Consider the following 20379-nt stretch of genomic DNA (forward strand, 5'->3'; position numbering starts at 1 on the left):
GGCCCGGTTTTTTTGATTACACCGCGAGGTATTTCTGTGAGATCTCAGGATGCTGATCGAGATGATCAAACGACCCATCATAGCAAACCTGACCCTTTTCAATGATGTAGGCCCTATCAGACACCAATCTCGCAAAGTGAAGGTTCTGTTCCGAGATCAACACAGAAAGCCCCTCACGTTTCAACTCTGCGATGATATTGGCCATCTGTTCTACAATGACAGGAGCGATCCCTTCGGATGGTTCATCCAGCAAGACCACCTTTGGATTGCCCATCAACGTGCGGGCAATAGTTAGCATCTGTTGCTCGCCACCCGACAATTGCTTTCCCAGGTTTTTGCGCCGTTCCAACAGGTTGGGAAAGAGCTCGTAGAGATGCTCCAACGTCCATTCAGGCGCGTCTTTGCGCTTGTCACGACGGCCGACCTCTAGGTTTTCTTCGATCGTGAGATCCCCGAAAATGCGCCGCTCTTCTGGAACATACCCAACACCGGCCCGGCAAATCAAATGGGATGGCTTGCCTAAAATATCAGACCCCTCATAGGTGATCTGACCCGTTTTCTGGCGCACCATGCCCATGATGGATTTCATGGTGGTCGATTTGCCTGCCCCGTTGCGCCCTAAGACAGCAACCACTTCGTTTTTCTCGAGGGACAGCGAGACGCCGTTCAGAATTTGCGCGCGCCCATATCGAGCGTTCAGGTTTGCGACTTCAAGCATGGGCCAACTCCTCTTCGAATAGGGTGCCGCCGCCCAAATAGACCTCTTGCACTGTCGCGTTCGCGCGGATCTCTTCGCCAGTACCCTCCGCGATCAATTCCCCCCGGTTCAGCACCAGAATGCGGTGGGAATGGGCAAAAACCACATCCATGTCATGTTCGGTGAACACCACGCTGACCCCTTCACGTTCGACGATTTCGGCAGTTAGGGCCATCAAAGCGATACGTTCAGAGGGTGCCATACCTGCCGTTGGTTCATCCATCAAAAGCAATGCAGGTTCATGCGCCAGTGCAATGGCAAGTTCCAGACGTTTCAGATCGCCATAGGCCAGTTCCGAGCAAGCTCGCTGGGCCTGTTCGCTCATGTTGACCAGATCGAGCAGAGCCATCGCCTCGTCGACATACAATCGCGTGGCACGTGAAAATAAATCGAACACCCGTCGATGATATGAGATCAACGCCATTTGGATGTTCTCCAACACGGTCATCGACAAGAAGGTTTCAGTGATCTGAAAGGTCCGGCCAACTCCCATCCGCCAGATTTTGCGCGGTGGTGTTCCCAGCAATTCCTTGCCGTTCAACTTGACTGAACCAGTATTGGGTTTCAGATACCCATTCAACATGTTGAAGCAGGTCGTTTTACCCGCGCCATTAGGCCCAATCAGAGCAAGGAATTCCCCCTTGCCAACGTCGAAGTTCACATCTTGAACAGCTTTGATCCCGCCAAAGCTTTTGGCCAAATTGCGAACTGATAGAACAGGGCTCATGCTGCGTCTCCTTTCTTGGTCGGCATGACAGCACGCAGTAGTCTTTGAACGCCACCAGCAATGCCATCAGGGGCCAGCAAAACAACAACCAAAATGATCCCGCCAAAGATAAAGCGCCAATATTCGAGCCGGGTAACCCAGTCCTCGATCATGACAAAGGCCACGGCACCAAAGATTGGGCCGGCCAGCGCATGAATACCACCGAGCAGCACCATGATTAGGCCATCAATACTTTGCGCGATTCCAAGGCTGTCTGGGAAAACAGATCCTTTGGAAAAAGCAAAGATTACACCGGCCAGCCCCGCAAGGGCACCTGCCAAGGTAAAGCCCATCCATTGATGGAACTTGGTGTCGACGCCAATCGCTTCGGCACGGGTTTTGCTGTCACGGATGCCACGCAATGTATAGCCGAACGGCGAGTGGGCGACGCGGCGCAGGAACCATATGCCACCGATGCACAGAACAAAGGCAATATAGAAATATACTTGATCCGAACTGGCCCATTTCGCGGGCCATACGCCCAAGATACCATCGTCACCACCAGTGAAATCCTGCCATTGGAAGGTTACGCCCCATAGGATTTGCGCGGCAGCCATTGTGAGCATGGCCAAGTAGACGCCAGATAAACGGACGCAGAACCATCCAAAGAACAAAGCAGCCGCTGCCGCAGCAATGGGGCCGAAAATCATGGCTGGGATCATGCTAAATCCAAGCAGTTTTACGGAGAGTGCAGCAGCATACGCTCCTACACCAAAGTAAGCAGCATGTCCAAAGCTGACCATGCCCCCGATACCCATCATAAAATGTAATGAGACCGCGAAGAGCGTTGCCACCATGACGTCAACAAGCAGGATAGTGGTGAATTCCGCTACAACAACTGGGCTGAGCGCAAGCATCGCCACCGCTGCAAACAGGATCATCGAGGCTTGATTGCTCATCAATCTGAGAGGTTGGTCGGGCTCCTCTGTTCCGCCATGCTCACTTCCGGGTTTACCGAACAAGCCATAAGGACGCACGATCAACACAACCGCCATAACGATAAACGGAAGAACAATCGAAATTTGTGGGAAGATAAGGATGGCAAAGGCGTTCAGGACCGAAATCAACACGGCCGCCACGAAGGCGCCTGTTACACTGCCCATCCCTCCAATTACCACAACAACAAAGGCTTCGCCAATGATCGACAGATCCATTTGCAGCGATGCTGCCTCGCGCGGTATTTGCAAGGCGCCACCAAGACCGGCAAGGAATGCCCCAAGGACAAAAGCAGCAGAAAAGAGCCATGCCTGGTTTACGCCAAGAGCAGCGACCATTTCGCGATCCTGTGTTGCGGCGCGCACCAGAACACCCCAGCGCGTTTTATGAAACAAAAACCATATACCCAGCAAAACAGCAGGCCCAATACAGATTAGTGCAAGATCATATTCGGGAATGGGTTCACCCATGATGCGGACGGCCCGATCCAATCCAGGCGCACGTGGCCCCAAAAGATCCTCAGCCCCCCAAATGGCGAGGGTGCCATCTTGAAAGATCAGCACGACGCCGAATGTCGCAACCAGTTGGAACAATTCGGGTGCGCGATAAATGCGGCGCAGAATGGTCAGTTCAATCAACAGACCGACAACACCGACGATAAGGGCGGCAGCGATGACGCTGAACCAGAACCCAAAAATGCCCGCATTTAGGGTCGTGACGAGCGTATAGGCCAAGTATGCACCGACCATATAGAACGAGCCATGAGCAAAGTTCACGATCCTGGTCACACCAAAGATAATTGAAAGCCCCGATGCGATCAGGAACAGCGACGAGGCATTGGCAAGCCCCGTCAGCAACTGCGCGAAGTAAAAGCCCATGAATTCCCCTCCCGGCTTTTGAATTTGAATGTCATAGGGCGATTGCCCGCCCTTTGACGTTTCGTGAGTGGTAGATTTCGTTAGTCAGCTGGGCGCAGTTTCGCGGCTTCTTCTTCTGACGGCAGATAGCTGGACCCATCGGCATAGTTCCAATCAACCAGCTTAGGTTGGCCATCTACGAGAGAGGTTTTTCCTACATAGGCGCCCATCGTGGATTGGTGGTCTGCGGCGCGGAACATGAATGGACCGGTCGGGCTGTCTGCTACCTCTAGCCCCTCCATTGCTGCCAGCAGGGCAGCTGTGTCGGTGGAGCCGGCTTTGGTAAGCGCTGCCGCAATCGACAGGATCGAGTTGTAGCCAACGATCGAGCCTGTCTTGGGCTCTTCGCCAAACATGTCAATATAAGCCTTGGCAAAGGCGGCGTGGCTATCGGTTGTGATGTCCGTGCCGGGGTATCCGGTGACAATCCAACCTTCGGGGGTTTCGTTGCCCAGCGGCTGCAGATACTCAGGTTCGCCGGTCAGCAAAGACGCAACTGCTCGGTCTTCAAAGAGGAAGCGCAACGACCCTTCGCGAACAAACTTTGCCAAATCGCCGCCAAATGTCACGTTAAAGATCGCGTCGGGCTTGGACGCTTCGAGCGCGCGCACTGTTGAACCTGCATCGATCTTGAACACAGGTGGCCACTGTTCGGTTACGAATTCAACGTCAGGGCGCAGGCGGCTGAGTTCGGATTTGAAGGCTTTTACAGCATCTTGACCGTAGGCATAGTTGGGCGCGATCGTGGCCCATTTAACGGCGTCGAGTTTGGCAGCCTGTTCCGCCAGCATTGCTGCTTGCATGTGGGTCGAGGGGCGCAAGCGATATGTGTACTTATTGCCTTTTGACCAAACAATTGCGTCGGACAGTGGTTCAGATGCGAGAAAGAGCACTTCTTTTTGTTTCGCAAAATCTGCGACTGCCAGGCCGATGTTGGACAAGAACGTGCCAAAGATCAGTGCTGCACCTTCTTTGGAGACAAGTTCCTCGGCGATGCGGATTGCTGTTGCTGGATCACCGGTATCATCGCGGCTGATAACTTTGAGCTGCTTGCCGTCGATGCCGCCCGCAGCATTGATTTGTTCGACGGCCAGCTGCCAGCCCTTTTTATAGGGCTCTGTAAAAGCGGGGAGCCGGGTGTAGCTGTTAACCTCGCCAATAACGATCTCGTCAGCTGCCATGGCAACTTGTGGGGCAAAGCCCACCAAGGGCAATGTAGCGAGCGCCCCCAATACGGTGCGTCTGATTAATGACATGTATTTTCCTCCAGTTAGATCATTTATTCTGTTCGCAAGGCCGGTTGTGCCCGGCTTCTTGGTGATTGTCAGCAAGTGATTGACCTTACGTAATCCTTTAGCGCAGTCCGTCTGTCCCTTTGGCGTCCGAATGGGTCAGACCACCTACACGGGGCAAGGGGCGCCCGCTGTCGGTAACCGCAACCGCAACCATGATTTCATTGGCGCGCGGGGAGTCGTTCAGGCGCACTTCGATCCCGTCAAAATGACTGCGCACATAGGCGGCATCCTTGTGGCCCAAAGGCACATCCAGAACCTGACCGGGGCTACCCATCTTTTTCGACGACGGAACCAAGGCGGCGCCCTTTTCAACTTCTTTGCGCAGGGGCGCGCCGAGCTTTGGGTGTAATATGGCTGCCGCGTGCTCTAGCTCACCGTTTTCGCCCACCATGGCGGACTTGCCATAGCTTTCGGCTTGATCTGGTGTGATCCCCAAGGCCTCGACGCACCGTTTTCCTAAGATCGTGCCTAACTCGGCTCCGATATCCATCAGAGCGGTCAGGTCCTCTTGGTAGGTGCCAGCAAACGGGTTAGCGATGACCGCCACAGCCACGGCTTTGCGCGTGGCGGGCACAATTGCGCGCCCAGCTTCGATATGTGTTTCTTCGACATTTACAGCGATTTTGCGAATGTTCATGGTCATCTCAAACCGTCCTCCCCTTTGATTTCTGATGCGGGCAAACCTCCCGATCGGGAATGGATGCGTTCGCCGGTGCTCATCACAAGAGCAAAGGCCAACTCGTCGGCACGAGGGGCGTCGTTGCAGCCCACTTCCATGCTGTCGAAATGGGATCGCACGTAAGATGCGTTGACGTGGGTAATTGGCACATCAAGCCGCGCCCCTACGCCGCCCACCTTTTTTGATGACGGAACAATGGCATTGGCGTTGCCCAAAAGTTGGCGCATGGCATAGCCACCGGGGGCGTGCCAAAGGGCACCATGCTCTAGCTCACCGGCTTCACCAACCAGTGCCCCCTTGCCGTATCCTTGGATGTTTTCTGGGCCGCCAAGCATATCAAGCAATTTCTGCGCCATTTCCAAGCCAAGCGGCTTTAGATCTTCCATGAAACCTTGGATTTCAGGTTCAAAACGCCCGGCAAATGGGTTCTTGATAATTGCCAATACTGCAGCTCTACGCTGAGGCGTTTCCGGGGCAGGGCCCCCTTCGTGAAAGATCTCTTCATACGAGGCGACGGTTTTTCTGAGAATGACGTCAGGCATTTAGCAAAGTCCTGTTGGGTTGGTGTTCGGTGAAACCGGAATGTCCTGATTGGCGGATTTCGCCCTGCAGGGAAAGCGAAGCGGCGCGGATCAAATCGGCGTCGCGCATTTTTTCGGCGTCGATCTGACCGCTTTGCAGCGCATGGTGAATATCTGTGCGTGAAAGCGCCCCACATTGAACTGTGACAAGCTGCTGACCAAGGTCACTATCGTCCTGAATATCAGACGCTGGACGGCGGCTGATTGCTGGATGATCGGGGAGATTGACAGCATTGGCGATCAAAGTTGCGGCTACATCCGCAGTGGCCGCAGTTTGAGCAAGGACCGTGACGCTGTCAGCAATGCCAAGGGACAAGCTGCGCCCACCGACCCCCGACGTGGCGATTCCAGAAATACCGTCTTCGGCATTTATCAGAACCCGCCCTAAATCGTGCCCCTCGACCGAGGCCATAGCCATGGAAAAGCTCTGCCCCGGTTCCAAGTGTATCGCGATGTCCCCCCCGTTGTTGACATATGCACGTTGCACATCAGTGGCTGACGTGATGGCATTTAAGATCGTATCAGCCACGGCACCTGCGACCGCCGCCATTGGGGTGACGAATTGGGCGCAATGTGGGCGAACCGCACTTTGCATGTGTTGTGCGATGGCCTCCCCTGCTCGAGGGCTGGCTTCGGTCATCGGGGATTTGAGAAGGCGAAGGTTCCCAACCAACTCCTCCAACACGGTCTCAAACCGGGCTTGTGCCGCTGCAAATGCCCTAACTCGATCTCCATCTGCCCCGATGATCAGATCAATCGGCCCGTGCTGCAAATGCAGCCGAGTTCCACAGGAGAGAAGGGCGGAAACAGGTCTCATTTAGACCAACGATAATTTGTGTGCGCCATAGGATCAGGCTGGTTGTCGAACTGTGCAACCTTGCGAGTGCCGTCTGATACCACGTCTTGAACCAACCTGATTTCATCCATATGGCCACCCAATGTGCCATAGTCGCTGACCCGCATGGTGAATTCGATCGGGGCCACCAACGCGGGAGTTGGAACGTACCCGAACGAGCCTGTCGGCATGTCCAACACATCCACCATCACGGTAATGCCACCTCCGGGCCAGACATAGGCTTCGGCCCCACCACAAGACACAAACGTGAGTGAATCTTTGACGGATTTGGTGAGTTTGACGGGGTTTTCCGTAACGCCAGCGCGCAAACTGCCACCGGCACCGCCCATGAACAGGACTGAACAGACCGACGGTTCACAGTTTTCCGCAATCAGGTCAGCTGATGCTTTCAGCTTTTCCGGGATTTCTGCGGGTTGCGGCGTCAGCGTCTCGTCGAGTTCGAAATATGCGTACTGCTCACCGGTGGTTGATACCATCAATAGGCGCATGCCTTCTTTGGCAAACTTTGGATTGAAATCGCCTAGGATTTTGAGTGGATCTTCGATATCGGTGCCGCCCCAGCCGGTGCCAGGCTCCGCGACTTGGAAATACCGTCCGGGCGTTGATCGACGACCGTTGATTTTGATTCCGGTCGCGGGCACGTCCAACAATTTGCCGGCCTGATGCTCTGATAGAACGCCGGTGATGTGGTCATCGACCACCACTATGTCGTCCACGTGACCCACCCATTGTGTGGCGAACATGCCAATTGTAGCAGACCCGCAGCCAACCCGCATCAACTTCTCTTCGACGCCATTGATGATCGGGGCTTTGCCGGCTTGAACCACAACCGTGGTTTCGTGCTCAGGCTCACCGATCACCATTTCCACGGCTTCTTGATTGCAAAGTTTCAACAGTGCATCACAGGTGATGCGGCCCTCTTTCTTGGTCCCGCCGGTCAAATGCTCGACGCCGCCGAGGCTGAGCATTTTGGATCCGTACTCTGAGGTCATGACGTGACCGATCGGCTCTCCGTTAACGCGAACAACGTCGCGCTCGTGGCCCAGATGACGGTCGGTGTCGATTTTGATCTTTACACCGCAGTAGGAAAAGATCCCTTCGGTCACAACGGTGACCATATCGACGCCCTGAATTTCTTGGCTGACGATGAAGGGGGCAGGTTTGTAATCGGGATATGTGGTGCCAGCGCCAACCGCGGTAACAAACGGACGATTGCCCTGAACGATATTCCCATCCCAGTCATCGGGCCCTTTGCCGTCCTTAAGGAATGGCACGAGTTTTTGGCCCGAGCTTTCAATGATGGTCAAAGCGTCAAGGCGTACCAAATCTCCGCCATGGTTGGCGTACCGATCACAGGCTCCTATTTTACCGTCAGCGATATAGCACATGACCGGGCAGGCATCGCAGCGGATCTTTTCAGGTTTAGCGGTTTCATTTGCCATTGTTCTTGTCCTTGATTGCGGCGCGCACTCGGGATGGCGTAGCGGGAACTTGAGTCAACCGGACACCGCAAGCGTTCTTTATCGCGTTAAGAATTGCGGGCGCCGTCGGGATGAGGACATGTTCCCCCAACCCTTTGGCGCCATAAGGGCCATGCGCGTCCGGTTCTTCGATGATGACTGTTTCAACAGGGGGCATATCGCCCATTGTTGGGATAAGGTAATCGTGCAGGTTTTCAGTGCGGCCGGGAATGTACTCTTCCATTAAAGTCATGCCGAGTCCCTGTGCGATGCCCCCTTGAACCTGACCTTCGACCAACATCGGATTGATCGCTTTTCCTACATCGTGAGCGGCGACAAACTTGAGTGGTTTGACTGTTCCAAGCTTGGTATCAATTTCGACCACAACCAAATGCGCGGCATATCCAAATTGGGCATAGGGAATGCCCTGACCATTTTCATCCAATGGCTTGGTGGGTGGGTCATAGGTTTCCTGTGACAGCAAAACATACCCTTCATCATCGGCGCTTAGGGTCGCTAGATCGATGGTGTGAGCCGTGTCCTGGTCTGTGATCTTGATCTGCCCGGCGCTGATATCCAAAGTGGCATCCGCACCAGCATTCACCTGTGCTAGGATTTGCGTGCGCATTGCGTTGCCGCTCAGGCGCGCGGCGCTGCCTGAAACATAAGTTTGACGCGAAGCCGAGGTTTTCCCGGCATCGGGCGTCACGTCGGTATCAGGCCCGACGATTTTCAGCTGGTGAACCGGGATTCCCAACGCCGTCGCATAAATCTGGCTGATGACGGTATTTGCGCCTTGACCAATATCCATGGCCCCTTGGTGCAAGACAACGGTACCGTCTTTGCGGATGCCGGATTTGATGGTTGACGGGTTTGGCAAAGACGTGTTGCCGCATCCATACCATCCACCCGCAAGCCCGACGCCGCGCTTGAAGGTACCGTTTTCCGCGTTGAACGCAGTTGCATCCGTGCGTTCGCTATCCCAAGCGGATTTCAGCGCCTCAAAGCAGGACTTGATCCCGACGCCCTGTTCAAACACCTGTCCGCAGACGGTCGGAACATGGTTTTCCAAAGAATTGCGAATTCGGAATTCCAGCGGATCTATGCCCAGCTTGTCGGCCAGTTCATCAAAAAGGCTTTCTTGTGCGATGGCTGACTGTGGCACGCCAAATCCACGGAACGCGCCAGCCGGGGGGCAATGGGTATGAATGCCCTGAGATTCTGCCCGGTAATCCGTGATTTGATAAGGGCCTGAGGCATGGACTGGGACGCGGTTCGCCACAGTCGGTCCCCAACTGGCATAGGCCCCTGTGTTGAAGTAGCCAAAGAAATCAAAGCCTTTGATCTTGCCCTCTTTGGTGGCGCCGATCCGCAACGTGATGTCGGACGGGTGTCGTTTGGTGGTCGACTGCATCGATTCCGTGCGCGAGTAGGTGAGCCGTACCGGCTTGCCGGTTTTGAGTGCGCCCAATGCGAGGAAGGGCTGTACACTCAGGTCAAGTTTTGAGCCAAATCCACCGCCCACACCTGTTGGAATGATGCGGATTAGTTCGCGCGGCATTCCAAGAATAATTTCCATAGCGTCCAGATCCATCACCGGCGCTTGGGTGCAGGCATGGATTTCGACCCGGCCATTGACGATTTCTGCAAACCCAGCCTCGGGCTCGATATAGCCGTGCTCAACAAAGCCGCTGCGGAAATTGCCCTCCACTGTGACATCTGCATCCGCTAAAGCGGCTTTGGCGTCGCCGCATTGGACAAACCCGCCGCACATCACATTGCCTGCGCGGTCGGCGTGCAATTGGGCTGCATTTTCAGCCATGGCCTCGTGCACAGTTTGGCTGGCTGGGCGTTCCTCCCATGTGACCGGGAATTGAGACGGGTCAAAGGCGCGAACGGCCTCTGGCGTGCCAACAATCGCTGCTACGGCTTCACCGCGGAAACGGGTTTCGTCTTCGGCAAAAACAGGTTGGTCTGCAAAATCTGGAATGACCCCAAAGACGTTGCGACCGGGGATGTCCGCACTAGTCAGCACAGCTTCGATGCCGGGGGATTGAGCAAACGCGTCTAGGTCGCCAAATTGAAATCCTGCGCGCGGGAAGGGGGATCGGATGACCAAGACTTCCAGCGTACCTTGCGGTGCAACATCGTCGCCGAACGCTTCGGTACCGGCGACTTTGCCAGCACCATCCAAGCGGCGGATCCCTTCACCGGCGTGACCCATGGTCAGGTCGGGAATGTCTGTGGAGCCAGCGGCAATCACAGCATCAATAATCTTTCGATAGCCTGTGCAGCGACACAATACTCCGCCCAAGGCATCCTGAACCTGTGTTTCTGAAGGGGTGCTTTCTTCGCGAAGCAGTGCCACGGCCGACACTATCATGCCGGGGGTGCAAATCCCGCATTGCGCGGCACCATGGTTTTGGAAGCTTTCGGCCAAACGCAATGCATCCAAATCCGTTTTTGCAAGCCCGCCCAGTGTTTCGACACTGCGTCCTGCTGCTTGATGTGCTGGCATTAAGCAAGCGCAAACAGGGGCGCCATCGACCAGCACAGTACAGGCTCCACAATCGCCTGCGTTACAGCCGATTTTTACATCGCGCGCACCAACACGTTCGCGCAGGGTTTCTGATAGACGTTCGCCTGCGTATGGCTCGACGCTCACGGTCGAGCCGTTCAAGGTGAATTGGGTAGTCATGACATTTACCTGCTCATTCATGGGCTTGCGCTGCTTTTGTGATCGTCCGCAAACACTGCTCTGCCACGGCCTCTAGACGGAATTCAGCACTGCCGCGCACGTCCGCGATGGGCGAGAGCGTTGAGAAATGCGAATCATTCAGAGTGATTTCCCCGAGAGTTTTGCCGATTAAATCTGCTTCGAGTTGCAACAGGCGCTGGGCGACAGGAGAACAAGCCCCAATTGCAACACGCGCGTGGTTGATGCGTCCTTGTGGATCAAACCCGATCACAGCCGCCGTCATCGTAATTGAAATGACCAGATAACGCCGTGATCCGAGTTTTTCGAAGGCGCCTACGGCCGTATGGGGCACATTGGGTAGCAAAAACCCGGTGACCATTTCATCGCTGGCCAGTGCGACGTCTCGAACGCCAGTTATGAATTCATTAAGCGGTATGACCCGTTTACCACGGACCGATTGCAACTCAGCCTGTGCATCTAAGGTCAGCAGCGGCGGGACGCCATCTGCGGCGGGTGAGGCGTTGCATACATTGCCTGCAACCGTCCCTGCATTTTGAATTTGCAAACTGCCGACCTCGCGGGCGGCGGCCTGCAGTCCGTCAAAACAAGGTGGTAGCTTGGTGCGAAAAATGTCGCTCCAACTGGTGGTTGCGCCGATGCGCCAAGTGTCCCCGTCACATGAAATTCCCGAGAGTTCGGGTATCCGAGAAATGTCCAAAAGGTCAGTTTTTATCGGACCTTGATTCTGGCTTGGGAAGTAGTCTGTGCCGCCTGCAACGATTTTGATCTCTTTAGCGGCAATGTGGTCAAGAGCCTCATTTAGGGCGGTAGGCATAAAGTGATGCAAGGTTCGAGTTCCTGTTGGGCGATATGTATTGTTGTTTGTATGCTAATGATATTGCGGGATTCGGAAATTTGTCAATCCAAAGTTTGACGCTGCGAAACTGTTGATAATAATAGGCAAAAGATCAGTGTGTTTTTGTGGAGAATATTTCTTGAATTGCTGCAGTTGCGCAGTTTTTACTTCGCAAGTGCAGCATTGCTGACTTTTCAAAAGCGAACGTGATCGTCGGGCGTCAGAGGAGCGGATCTGAATTGTAGGGAGGGGGCCCGGAGAAATTAGCCGCGTTTAACGATGGCGACTTTTTGAAGAAATTCGTTGACACACTAACGAAAAAACAAAAATATAATGAGCGATCACTAACCCACTTGTTAGCACGATCATGCCAGCGGATGGGAATCCCTGTGCGAACGAAATAACCCTTAGGGAGGGAAGAAATGAACAAGTTCAAAACTTTGCTGGTTGGTGCTGTTGTAGCCAGTTTGGCGGCCACTGCTGCTATGGCGCAGGAAAAAGTTCGAATCGCCTTTATTGATCCGCTGTCAGGCCCGTTTGCCTCGACAGGGAATCAAGGCCTGTCAATTTACCGCCACGCTGTGGATGAATTGGTTAACAAAAAAGGTGCCTTGCTGAACGGTGCGGCTGAGTTTGAAATCGTACCTTTCGATAACAAGATCAGCGCAAAGGAATCGTTGATCCAGCTGCAGGTTGCTATCGACCAAGGCATTCGTTTTATTGCACAGGGCGCGTCTTCGGGTGTTGCTAACGCTATTACCGACGCGGTTAAAAAGCACAATAAACGTAACCCTGATAAGCAGGTAATCTTCCTGAACCACTCAGCGGTTGATCCTGCTCTGACAAACGACAAATGTAACTTCTGGCATTTCCGTTTCGATGCGAACGCAGACATCAAAATGGACGCTCTGACAGACGATATCGCAAACAATCCTGACATCAAAAAAGTGTATGTTATCGGTCAGGACTACTCGTTTGGTAAAGCTGTGGCGGCGGCGGCTGTTCGGTTCTTGAAAGAAAAGCGTCCTGACATCGAAATCGTTGGCAACGAGCTCCACCCAATCGGTAAGGTCAAAGACTTCACGCCTTATGCGCGCAAAGTTATTGCAGCCGAAGCTGATGCTGTCATCACGGGCAACTGGGGCGGTGATATGGTTGGCTTGGGTAAAGCAATCATGGGTGCTGGCTTCACGAAGCCAATCTATACATACTATGGCGCGACATCGGGCATTACCGCCAACTTTGGTGACCAAGGTGATGGTATTGTGAAATTGGCGGGTGCTGGGCAAGTGAACCCTCCACTGTCCGCAGAGGCAGAAGCCTTTACTACCAGCTACTATGAAAAGTTCCCTGAGCTGGATCTAGGTCAACCACAGATGGCCAACGTTGCGCCAATGCTTGCTGTGGCAATCAACGAAGTGGGTAACGCAGATGACGTGAAAGCCATTGCTTATGCTCTGGAAGGCATGGAATTCGATGGCGTGCTGACTGGCAAGACGATCATGCGTGAAAGTGACCACCAAGCCATTCAGACACTGACGGTTCAAGGCCAGACAAGCGAAGGCTTGACCTTTGATTATGACAAGTCTGGTCATGGTATGGTTGCGGAAACCATCGTTGAATTGGCGTCCTTGAATTCGGCTACAACCTGCAAGATGAAGCGTCCGTAACGCTTCGTCACTGCGAAATATGTTGCCAATTCGTCCTGTCAGAGGTTCTCTGGCAGGACAACACTACAAATAATAAAATCTCAAACAGGGAGCCGACAAACGATGGCATTGTTCCTCGTTAACATTTTGGATGGCTTGGTCACCGGGCTTTTGCTCTTTATGCTTTGCAGTGGCCTTACGCTGATCTTCTCAATGATGGGCGTGCTGAACTTTGCTCACGCCAGTTTTTACATGCTGGGGGCGTACTTCGCTTACCAGATTAGCACTGTCACCGGGTTCTGGATGGGCCTCTTGGTTGCGCCAGTGATCGTTGGTGTCATCGGGGCATTGATCGAACGATACGGCTTGAGGCGAGTACATAAATATGGGCATGTTCCCGAACTGATCTTTACCTTTGGTCTGGCGTTGCTGATCGAAGAAGTGGTTCAGTTCTTTTGGGGGAAAAGCCAGATGGCGTATTCGGAGCCTCTCGCTCTGGATTTTGCTGCGTTTTCTATCGCCGGAAACTCCTTTCCTGCCTACAAAGTCTTTATGATTTTCATGGCGATGGGGTTGTTCTTGGTCTTGCTCTATATCCTGACAAAGACCCGGATTGGTATGACTATTCAAGCGGCGCTCAGTTATCCTGAAACCGTGCAGAACCTTGGACATAACGTGCCCTTGGTATTCATGTGCGTGTTTGGCGTAGGCACAGCAATGGCTGGCTTGGCTGGAGTGATCGCTGGGCCTGTTCTAGGAACCTTCCCGGGCATGGCATTGCAACTTGGCTCGATTGTGTTCGTGACGATCGTGATCGGTGGCCTCGGATCGCTCTGGGGTGCGCTCGTTGCATCTTTGATCATTGGATGGCTGCAAACGTTTGCTGCGGCATACAATGTTGCGATGGAAGATATCCTGACCGCCATCGGCTTTACCAAACCTGAAAATATCTGGGACCATCCCCTGCAAGATCTCTGGACCCTCACCTTGCCGCAAATCGGGCCGATTCTGCCTTATCTGTTGATGGTGTTTGTTCTGGTGTTACGTCCGCAGGGTCTGATGGGGAAACGTGAATCATGACCATCGCCAGCAAAACACCACTCACAGCCGGAACAAAACGGCTGATTTCTCTTTCGACTGTTCTGCCTTGGGCGTTCGCGGCACTATTTCTGTTGATCCTGCCAGTTGTATTCCAGACCAGCTCGGCTTTGACCATCATGAACCAGATGGCGATCACAATTGTCTTTGCTCTCAGCTACAATATGTTGCTGGGGCAGGGCGGCATGCTGTCTTTTGGTCACGCTGTTTACATGGGTATCGGCGGGTTCTTTGCCATGCATGTGTTGAACATGGTTGAGTACCAAGGTCTTTGGCTGCCTCTGCCATTGTTGCCGATCATTGGTGGCATGTTTGGCATGCTCTTTGCCTTTATCATTGGTTCGTTTTCAACACGCCGCGCCGGGACAGTCTTTGCGATGATCTCTCTGGGTGTCGGGGAGTTGATCGCCGCGTGTTCCATTATCATCGTTGTCTTCTTCGGTGGTGAAGAAGGGATTTCAGGCGACCGTACTATGGGGCCAGAGTTCTTTGGCATGGATTTCGCGTCGCAGTCTGAGGTGTACTACCTGACTGTTGTCTGGCTGATGATTGCTGCGATTCTGATGTACCTGTTTTCCCGTACTCCGATTGGTCGGATCGCAAATGCAGTGCGTGACAATGAAGAGCGGGCAGAGTTCTTGGGCTACTCTCAGCGCAATGTACGGTGGATTTCTTTCATCGTGTCAGGCTTCTTTGCCGGTGTCGCCGGGTCACTATTTGCGGTGAACTTCGAAATCCTGACCGAGGAAAACCTGAACCTTGCAACCTCTGGATCCATCTTGCTGATCACCTTTTTGGGCGGTGTTGGATTTTTCATCGGCCCAATCATTGGGGCAATTGTGTTTACGTTGCTGCAGACGGTTTTGGGTCTCTACACCGAGATCTGGTCGCTTTATCTGGGTATCTTGTTCGTTGCCTCGGTAATGTTCTTTCCGGGTGGGTTTGCTGGCGTCATAGCTATGCATCGCCGCCCGTTGAGTTTAGGTAAACTGCACTTACTCACGGTGCCGTACCTCAAAGTTGCGATACCTGCAGTGACAAGTATTCTGTCGCTAGCTGCCGTTCTGGAAATCTTGTTTCACAAGCGGCATGGCTTCGCCGGAGACGGTGAGATGTCTCTGTATGGGATCACTTTTGATAGCCACGGGTATCAGGCGCTGGGCTTGGCGATCGTAATCGCTGCTATCTCGTTGTTCCTTGTCTCTCGTATCACGCCAGAGATCAAAGCGGCTTGGGATGAAGCCAATCATGCAGGAGACGACCAATGACGGCGCCGGCACTTGAACTGCGAGACCTAAGCAAAAGCTTCGGACTCGCTAAAATTATCCAGGGCGTTGACCTCAAGGTTGCCAAAGGGGAGCGGCACGCGATTATCGGACCTAATGGGGCTGGTAAGTCCACTTTGTTTAACTTGATCACTGGTAAATATGCTCCAACCTCTGGCGGTGTTTATCTTCACGGTGAAAACGTTAGCGGGTTGAAGCCTTTCGAAATCAACCGCCGGGGTCTGAGTCGATCATTCCAGATCACGAATATCTTTCCAAACATGACCGTGTTTGAAAATATTCGGTGTGGCCTGCTCTGGACCATGGGATACAAATATTCGTTCTGGCACATGATTTCTGGCCAGCAAGATGTGACTGAAAAAGCCGAAGAAATCCTGGAACAGATCAATCTGACGTCTCGTCGGGATTTGTTGGCGGGCACCTTGGCCTATGCAGAACAGCGCGCGCTCGAGATCGGCATTACGATTGCTGGTGGTGCGGATATCATTCTGCTGGATGAACCCTGCGCCGGTATGAGCCATTCGGAAACGGCATTGATCGTGGATCTAATCCGTAAAGTTACCGAGGATAAGACTCTGATGATCGTTGAGCACGACATGGGCGTGATTTTCGATTTGGCTGATAAGATTTCAGTGCTTGTATATGGCGAAATCATTGAATCGGACGTGCCAGATGCTGTGCGCGCATCGGTCAAGGTCAAAGAGGCCTATCTGGGTACCACGCTGGAAGATGAGGGGGTGTAAGATGCTCAAGGTAAATGATCTGCACGCCTACTATGGCAAAAGCCACATCTTGCAGGGGGTTAATCTCGAAGTAGGTGAAGGTGAAATTGTTTCGCTTTTGGGGCGCAACGGGGTCGGGCGTTCGACCACCTGCAAAGCCATCATGGGGGAGGTTTCGCCTCAAGGGTCCGTTGAATTCCGAGGTGAAGAACTGGCTGGCAAGCGCAGCTTTGAAATCGCAAAGAGAGGGATTGGGTATGTACCTGAAAACCGGGATATCTTTCCTGGCTTGACCACACGGCAGAATTTGATCCTTGGATTGAAGCCGGGTCAAAAAGATGGGGATGGGCGGTGGTGTATGGAGGACATGTTTAACATGTTCCCCAACCTTCGGACACGTGCCGATGTCGATGCGTCAGTTATGTCGGGCGGTGAAAAGCAGATGCTCACCGTCTGCCGCGCGCTGATGGGTGATCCCGATTTCATCATGATTGATGAACCTACGGAAGGGCTGGCGCCCAAGATCGTGGAACAGGTTGGGGATCTTCTTTTGCAGATTGCGGAACGTGGTGTTTCGATTTTGCTGGTGGAGCAAAAACTGACGATTGCGATGCGTGTCACCAATCGTGTTTACGTGATGGGGCATGGGCACATGGTGTTCGAAGGAACGCCGGATGATCTGAAAAACAACAATGAGATCCGCCAGGAATGGCTGGAAGTTTAAGCTTGCGGGTGGTCCGGTATGAATTGGGCCGCCCAACTCCTCACAGGGTCATGCTGCTTGCAACGTGTTCGCAAGTCGCAGCGCTGCAAAATAGGCCGAGTATGCCCATTCGACGGGCGGGTTGAGCGGGTTCAGAGAGTCCTGCGTTAAATACAGACCTACGATACCTTGCCCGACAATTTGACAATCCGCATTGCTGGATCTTGGGTAATTTTGCGCCATCACCTCACTTGCCATATCGTAGAGTTTTTGCATGACGCGGATCAATTCCAGACGCAGTCCAGGATAGCTTTCACTGGCTTGGGCCAATGACTGGAAGACTATGTTAAGGCGGGGATCCGTAACGCTCTCACGGCTAAAGAGAGTATCAATAAAATCTTTTGCCGAAGGGTAATCTACCAGAGCTTCTTTCATTCTCCCGGTCAGGGCTTCGATCTCGGCTAGTACGTGTTCGGCCAAGGCCTTGACCATATCATCCCGATTTCCAAGATGATGACGGATCAAAGGGCGCTTCAATCCTGCTTCTGCGGCTATGCGCTCAAGCGTGGCGCCTTCGATGCCGTACTTAGCCGCGCAGGTCAGAAAAGCATCAAGGACTTCGGCTTTACGCTGTTTCTGAACGGAGGGACGGCCCATTTCGTTACCCTTTCACACGGTTACCGGCCAGACAGTAGGTCGCGTGAAAGATGCTGTCAATGAAGGGGTAATCGTATGAATATAAACAAGATTAGGATTCTGACATTTCAGCTTTTAACCCGGACAAAATGAAACTGTGCAGGCTGTCTTTGATTTCCTGAGTAGGGAAATGTCCGATACTCCAATGACGCAATGCCCAAGAGGTGCATAGGAAGTAAACAAGGTTAGCCAGAAGCTCTGTATTGACCGGTTTGAAGACGCCTTGTTCGACACCTTCTTCGATTATGACCTGCCAGCGTTTCATAAATGCACGTTCGGTATCAAAGACCTTTAATTTGTTTTCGGCATTCAGGGATCGGGTTTCAGAATACACAAGGTTTATATATTTCCGGTTTTCACCGATATAATCGATGTAGCGATCTACGGCTTTGATCAGGTTCTCTTCGGGTGTTCCTGAAAGGAATTCTTCGTTGTCAAAGAAGGTGAACATGCCCTGCATGTTGACGGTCATGATCAAGTAGAGAATGTCGTCTTTGTCTTTGATGTATTTGTACATCAACGGCACCGACAACCCGGCCTCGCGCGCAATTTCCCGCATGGTTGCATTGCCAAAACCGTGGCGTGCGATGACTTTACATGCGCCCTCAAAAATCTGAAGACGACGGGTTTCAGCAGTGCTGGACAGGGTCTCTTTGGTTACGGCTTCTGTAGGTTTTGCAGCAGGTGTTACAGGGGGCTCGGCTGGCACAATGACACGGAATACACAGAGTGCTTCGGCAATATTCCGTTTCTTGGAGGAGTCTCCACCAAGTTGAGAGAGTACCACGCGGCACACATGTTGATCCGCCGATTTAGAGGACAGCCTGGTGGGTTTTGCCACTAACGATTCTGAATTGAGTGTCCCCAAAGTTGAAAGGGAGCTCGACACCAACTCAAGAACACCGGTTGTTTCTCGTTCCAGCTCGCTTCGAGCTGCATCAATTGCGAGCGCTGCGCAGGCGCCATCTTGGGTTTTTTGTTCAATAAATTCAGATATTTGCTCTGATGAATAAGAGTGCATAGTCACCCACGGTCCCTGTCTGTTCTTCCGCTACGATGCGGGGGGTGGACGGACTTGTCCAGATTGAAGCGGACCTGCAAGGCCCAAAAGTAGTGTTTGCTCACTAAATTGACGGGAGGTCACGTCGCTTATGCAGTGCATATCAGCAAAAAATATTTGACGTCACTGAATTTTTGAGAAAATATTAGTGAACGTTCATTAATAAAGGAATCGTGCCATGAAGTTTAAGATTCTCGCCATCCCCTTCGCACGACAGCATGGCGAAGACGTTCAACTTGCCGGGCGCGATCCGGGGCGTTTCAATAAGATGATGCACACGTTGCGGGATCAGATGGTTCTGGCCGAAGAGTTGGGATACGAAGGGTTCTGCCTGACCGAGCACCACATGCAGGTCGAAGGCATCGAATGTACGACGAACCCGCTTTTCTGGAACATGTACATCGCGCAACACACCACGAATTTCAAAGTGGGTCAGTTGGGTATGAACTTGACCGCGATGAACCCGATCAAAACCGCTGAAGACATCGCGATGCTGGACCACATGACCGGTGGCCGGGTGTTTGCGGGTTTCTCACGCGGGAATACGCCTCGCTGGACCGCGACAATGGGTCAGCACTTGGACATCACCTCGACTGAATCCGACAAATCCGAAGCTGATCAACGAAACCGCCGCGCCATGTATGAAAACTGGCGCCTGATCAAGTCGCTGTGGACGGATGACTTGACCAGCCACAATGGCGAGTTCTGGGATTTCCCGTCAAATGTCGAATGGGAATTCAATCCAACGAAACTGTGGGGTGGGGACAGCCCGGTTGACGAAAACAAGATCCTGCGCAAATCCGGTATCGTGCCGCGTCCGCTACAACAGCCACATCCCAAGGTGTACGCGCCATTCTCATATTCGATGGAAACGGCCAAGTTCTGGGCTTCTGAAGGGGCCAAGATGGTGTCCTTTGTAACTGCGGACAAAGAAGAGTTCATGCCAGTTATTTTGGACAATTGTTTGGAGGCGGCTCATGCCAACGGCCTGACGCACACCACAAATAATGATGTGCTGACACTGGGTGCGCATCTGATGATGGGAAAAACCCCCGAGAAAGCAAAACAGTATCGCGGCATGTTCGATACCCTATGGAAATCAGCCTATGATGCTCCACCCTATCACGTGCCACTCGGCCGGATCTGGGACGGCTCGCGCCAGCAGGTTGTGGATCAGGTCTGCGAATTGGCCGAACGCTACCAGATTGACGAATTCTTTGTCTGGCACCACGTCAACTATTTCGGTGACGAGTTGGAGCAAGAGGCGCTGATCGAGTTTTCCGAAGGCGTTATCAAACAAGTCAACGGCTAGGGCCGACGCCGGGCCGCTACAGGCCTGGCACTCATTCCAGAGGACGTCTGAT

Annotated in this window: 18 protein-coding genes; 6 read left to right on the plus strand and 12 right to left on the minus strand. The window is 53.0% G+C overall.

Features of this window, described 5'->3' with window-relative positions:
- Positions 1-16: 16 nt before the first annotated feature.
- The 10 genes from ABWV33_RS00085 to ABWV33_RS00130 all read right to left on the minus strand — a co-directional run bounded on the left by ABWV33_RS00085 (position 17) and on the right by ABWV33_RS00130 (position 11780).
- Positions 17-718 (minus strand): ABC transporter ATP-binding protein, encoded by a 702-nt coding sequence (locus ABWV33_RS00085; protein ID WP_353328447.1) that lies wholly within the window; start codon positions 716-718, stop codon positions 17-19.
- Positions 711-1484 carry an ABC transporter ATP-binding protein gene (locus ABWV33_RS00090; protein ID WP_353328449.1) on the minus strand — a complete coding sequence of 258 codons (774 nt, stop codon included), beginning with the start codon at positions 1482-1484 and terminating at the stop codon, positions 711-713. The genes ABWV33_RS00085 and ABWV33_RS00090 overlap by 8 nt, the downstream gene beginning before the upstream one ends.
- Positions 1481-3337: an ABC transporter permease gene (locus ABWV33_RS00095; RefSeq protein ID WP_353328451.1), complete on the minus strand. Its 1857-nt coding sequence runs from the start codon at positions 3335-3337 to the stop codon at positions 1481-1483. The genes ABWV33_RS00090 and ABWV33_RS00095 overlap by 4 nt, the downstream gene beginning before the upstream one ends.
- An 80-nt stretch (positions 3338-3417) precedes the next feature.
- A complete protein-coding gene (locus ABWV33_RS00100; protein WP_353328453.1) occupies positions 3418-4632 on the minus strand; it encodes an ABC transporter substrate-binding protein in 1215 nt (404 codons plus the stop codon).
- Between the two features lie 97 nt (positions 4633-4729).
- Complete coding sequence (locus tag ABWV33_RS00105; protein WP_113822713.1) at positions 4730-5314, minus strand: amino acid synthesis family protein; 585 nt, start codon at positions 5312-5314, stop codon at positions 4730-4732.
- Entirely contained in the window at positions 5311-5892 is a 582-nt protein-coding gene (locus ABWV33_RS00110; RefSeq protein ID WP_353328455.1) for an amino acid synthesis family protein, read from the minus strand. The genes ABWV33_RS00105 and ABWV33_RS00110 overlap by 4 nt, the downstream gene beginning before the upstream one ends.
- The gene (locus tag ABWV33_RS00115) at positions 5885-6748 is read right to left on the minus strand and encodes a UPF0280 family protein (RefSeq protein WP_353328457.1); all 864 of its coding nucleotides are present in this window, start codon (positions 6746-6748) and stop codon (positions 5885-5887) included. The genes ABWV33_RS00110 and ABWV33_RS00115 overlap by 8 nt, the downstream gene beginning before the upstream one ends.
- Positions 6745-8229, minus strand: a complete 1485-nt coding sequence (locus ABWV33_RS00120; protein WP_353328459.1) for a 6-hydroxynicotinate reductase — start codon at positions 8227-8229, stop codon at positions 6745-6747. The genes ABWV33_RS00115 and ABWV33_RS00120 overlap by 4 nt, the downstream gene beginning before the upstream one ends.
- On the minus strand, positions 8219-10966 hold the full coding sequence (locus ABWV33_RS00125) for a molybdopterin-dependent oxidoreductase (RefSeq protein ID WP_502930885.1): 2748 nt from the start codon (positions 10964-10966) through the stop codon (positions 8219-8221). The genes ABWV33_RS00120 and ABWV33_RS00125 overlap by 11 nt, the downstream gene beginning before the upstream one ends.
- Positions 10959-11780 (minus strand): FAD binding domain-containing protein, encoded by an 822-nt coding sequence (locus ABWV33_RS00130; RefSeq protein ID WP_353328463.1) that lies wholly within the window; start codon positions 11778-11780, stop codon positions 10959-10961. The genes ABWV33_RS00125 and ABWV33_RS00130 overlap by 8 nt, the downstream gene beginning before the upstream one ends.
- A 443-nt stretch (positions 11781-12223) precedes the next feature.
- Between ABWV33_RS00130 and ABWV33_RS00135 the strand changes: the two genes are divergently transcribed.
- From ABWV33_RS00135 to ABWV33_RS00155, 5 genes are all read left to right on the plus strand, one after another.
- Positions 12224-13471 (plus strand): branched-chain amino acid ABC transporter substrate-binding protein, encoded by a 1248-nt coding sequence (locus ABWV33_RS00135; protein ID WP_113822719.1) that lies wholly within the window; start codon positions 12224-12226, stop codon positions 13469-13471.
- A 102-nt stretch (positions 13472-13573) separates the two neighbouring features.
- Positions 13574-14530 (plus strand): branched-chain amino acid ABC transporter permease, encoded by a 957-nt coding sequence (locus tag ABWV33_RS00140; protein ID WP_113822720.1) that lies wholly within the window; start codon positions 13574-13576, stop codon positions 14528-14530.
- A complete protein-coding gene (locus tag ABWV33_RS00145; protein WP_353328466.1) occupies positions 14527-15816 on the plus strand; it encodes a branched-chain amino acid ABC transporter permease in 1290 nt (429 codons plus the stop codon). Before ABWV33_RS00140 ends, ABWV33_RS00145 begins: the two co-directional genes overlap by 4 nt.
- Positions 15813-16577 carry an ABC transporter ATP-binding protein gene (locus tag ABWV33_RS00150; protein WP_113822722.1) on the plus strand — a complete coding sequence of 255 codons (765 nt, stop codon included), beginning with the start codon at positions 15813-15815 and terminating at the stop codon, positions 16575-16577. Before ABWV33_RS00145 ends, ABWV33_RS00150 begins: the two co-directional genes overlap by 4 nt.
- Before the next feature lies 1 nt (position 16578).
- Complete coding sequence (locus ABWV33_RS00155) at positions 16579-17280, plus strand: ABC transporter ATP-binding protein (RefSeq protein WP_113822723.1); 702 nt, start codon at positions 16579-16581, stop codon at positions 17278-17280.
- 48 nt (positions 17281-17328) lie between these two features.
- Here the strand turns inward: ABWV33_RS00155 and ABWV33_RS00160 are convergent, their stop codons facing one another.
- Together ABWV33_RS00160 and ABWV33_RS00165 are read right to left on the minus strand one after the other, a co-directional pair.
- The gene (locus ABWV33_RS00160) at positions 17329-17916 is read right to left on the minus strand and encodes a TetR/AcrR family transcriptional regulator (RefSeq protein ID WP_353328468.1); all 588 of its coding nucleotides are present in this window, start codon (positions 17914-17916) and stop codon (positions 17329-17331) included.
- Positions 17917-18007: 91 nt separating this feature from the next.
- Positions 18008-18742, minus strand: a complete 735-nt coding sequence (locus tag ABWV33_RS00165; RefSeq protein ID WP_353328470.1) for a TetR/AcrR family transcriptional regulator — start codon at positions 18740-18742, stop codon at positions 18008-18010.
- A gap of 451 nt (positions 18743-19193) precedes the next feature.
- Between ABWV33_RS00165 and ABWV33_RS00170 the strand changes: the two genes are divergently transcribed.
- Entirely contained in the window at positions 19194-20327 is a 1134-nt protein-coding gene (locus tag ABWV33_RS00170) for an LLM class flavin-dependent oxidoreductase (protein ID WP_353328472.1), read from the plus strand.
- Positions 20328-20379 lie beyond the last annotated feature (52 nt).

The sequence above is a fragment of the Phaeobacter sp. NW0010-22 genome (assembly GCF_040365955.1).
Classification (GTDB): domain Bacteria; phylum Pseudomonadota; class Alphaproteobacteria; order Rhodobacterales; family Rhodobacteraceae; genus OMPR01.

Coding starts and splice junctions, on each gene's coding strand:
- ABWV33_RS00085 (WP_353328447.1), bottom strand. CDS start 718: ATGCTTGAAGTCGCAAACCTGAACGCTCGATATGGGCGCGCGCAAATT.
- ABWV33_RS00090 (WP_353328449.1), bottom strand. CDS start 1,484: ATGAGCCCTGTTCTATCAGTTCGCAATTTGGCCAAAAGCTTTGGCGGG.
- ABWV33_RS00095 (WP_353328451.1), bottom strand. CDS start 3,337: ATGGGCTTTTACTTCGCGCAGTTGCTGACGGGGCTTGCCAATGCCTCG.
- ABWV33_RS00100 (WP_353328453.1), bottom strand. CDS start 4,632: ATGTCATTAATCAGACGCACCGTATTGGGGGCGCTCGCTACATTGCCC.
- ABWV33_RS00105 (WP_113822713.1), bottom strand. CDS start 5,314: ATGACCATGAACATTCGCAAAATCGCTGTAAATGTCGAAGAAACACAT.
- ABWV33_RS00110 (WP_353328455.1), bottom strand. CDS start 5,892: ATGCCTGACGTCATTCTCAGAAAAACCGTCGCCTCGTATGAAGAGATC.
- ABWV33_RS00115 (WP_353328457.1), bottom strand. CDS start 6,748: ATGAGACCTGTTTCCGCCCTTCTCTCCTGTGGAACTCGGCTGCATTTG.
- ABWV33_RS00120 (WP_353328459.1), bottom strand. CDS start 8,229: ATGGCAAATGAAACCGCTAAACCTGAAAAGATCCGCTGCGATGCCTGC.
- ABWV33_RS00125 (WP_502930885.1), bottom strand. CDS start 10,966: ATGAATGAGCAGGTAAATGTCATGACTACCCAATTCACCTTGAACGGC.
- ABWV33_RS00130 (WP_353328463.1), bottom strand. CDS start 11,780: ATGCCTACCGCCCTAAATGAGGCTCTTGACCACATTGCCGCTAAAGAG.
- ABWV33_RS00135 (WP_113822719.1), top strand. CDS start 12,224: ATGAACAAGTTCAAAACTTTGCTGGTTGGTGCTGTTGTAGCCAGTTTG.
- ABWV33_RS00140 (WP_113822720.1), top strand. CDS start 13,574: ATGGCATTGTTCCTCGTTAACATTTTGGATGGCTTGGTCACCGGGCTT.
- ABWV33_RS00145 (WP_353328466.1), top strand. CDS start 14,527: ATGACCATCGCCAGCAAAACACCACTCACAGCCGGAACAAAACGGCTG.
- ABWV33_RS00150 (WP_113822722.1), top strand. CDS start 15,813: ATGACGGCGCCGGCACTTGAACTGCGAGACCTAAGCAAAAGCTTCGGA.
- ABWV33_RS00155 (WP_113822723.1), top strand. CDS start 16,579: ATGCTCAAGGTAAATGATCTGCACGCCTACTATGGCAAAAGCCACATC.
- ABWV33_RS00160 (WP_353328468.1), bottom strand. CDS start 17,916: ATGGGCCGTCCCTCCGTTCAGAAACAGCGTAAAGCCGAAGTCCTTGAT.
- ABWV33_RS00170 (WP_353328472.1), top strand. CDS start 19,194: ATGAAGTTTAAGATTCTCGCCATCCCCTTCGCACGACAGCATGGCGAA.